General features: G+C 67.1%; 2 protein-coding genes. Both read right to left on the bottom strand.

What is annotated here, in order from left to right:
- The coding region (locus tag C1I93_RS33450; RefSeq protein WP_220039626.1) for a hypothetical protein at positions 1 to 213 on the bottom strand (213 nt) is incomplete at its 3' end.
- Between the two features lie 39 nt (positions 214 to 252).
- On the bottom strand, positions 253 to 408 hold the full coding sequence (locus C1I93_RS33445) for a hypothetical protein (RefSeq protein WP_498070751.1): 156 nt from the start codon (positions 406 to 408) through the stop codon (positions 253 to 255).
- Positions 409 to 429: the final 21 nt, after the last annotated feature.

Below are 429 nucleotides of genomic sequence, written 5' to 3'. Positions count from 1 at the left end.
GTCGGCCACCGTAAGCGTCGCCTGCTCGCGGAAACCGTCTTCTTCGGTCTGGCTGCAGTAGCCGTTGACGTCGATGCGGCGGTCGGAAATCGGCGGCGGCTTGGTCGTCGGGCGGCTGATGCCCGGAATCGACGGCAGCGGAATCGGCACGCACGCCGCCAGCAGGCCGGCGGCAAGCGCCAGCCCGAGTGCAGTGCGGATGCAGTGGTTCATGCGTGCCTCCTGCATGGAGCGGATACGTCTGTACGGGCCTCAAGCCGCCGGCTGGCGGTGGTGCCAGTCGGTCGCCTGCTGGAACGCATGCGCAATCTGCAGCATGCGTGCCTCTTCAAAATAGTTGCCGATGATCTGCAAGCCAACCGGCAGACCGTTGGCGCCAAAACCGGCCGGCACGCTCATGCCCGGCAGGCCGGCCAGGCTGGTCGACAG

It is taken from the genome of Micromonospora endophytica (assembly GCF_003236305.1).
In the GTDB taxonomy this organism is placed as follows: domain Bacteria; phylum Actinomycetota; class Actinomycetes; order Mycobacteriales; family Micromonosporaceae; genus Micromonospora; species Micromonospora endophytica.
The sequence above is the reverse complement of the archived record's forward strand: the minus strand, read 5'-3'. Positions and strand labels throughout refer to the sequence as shown.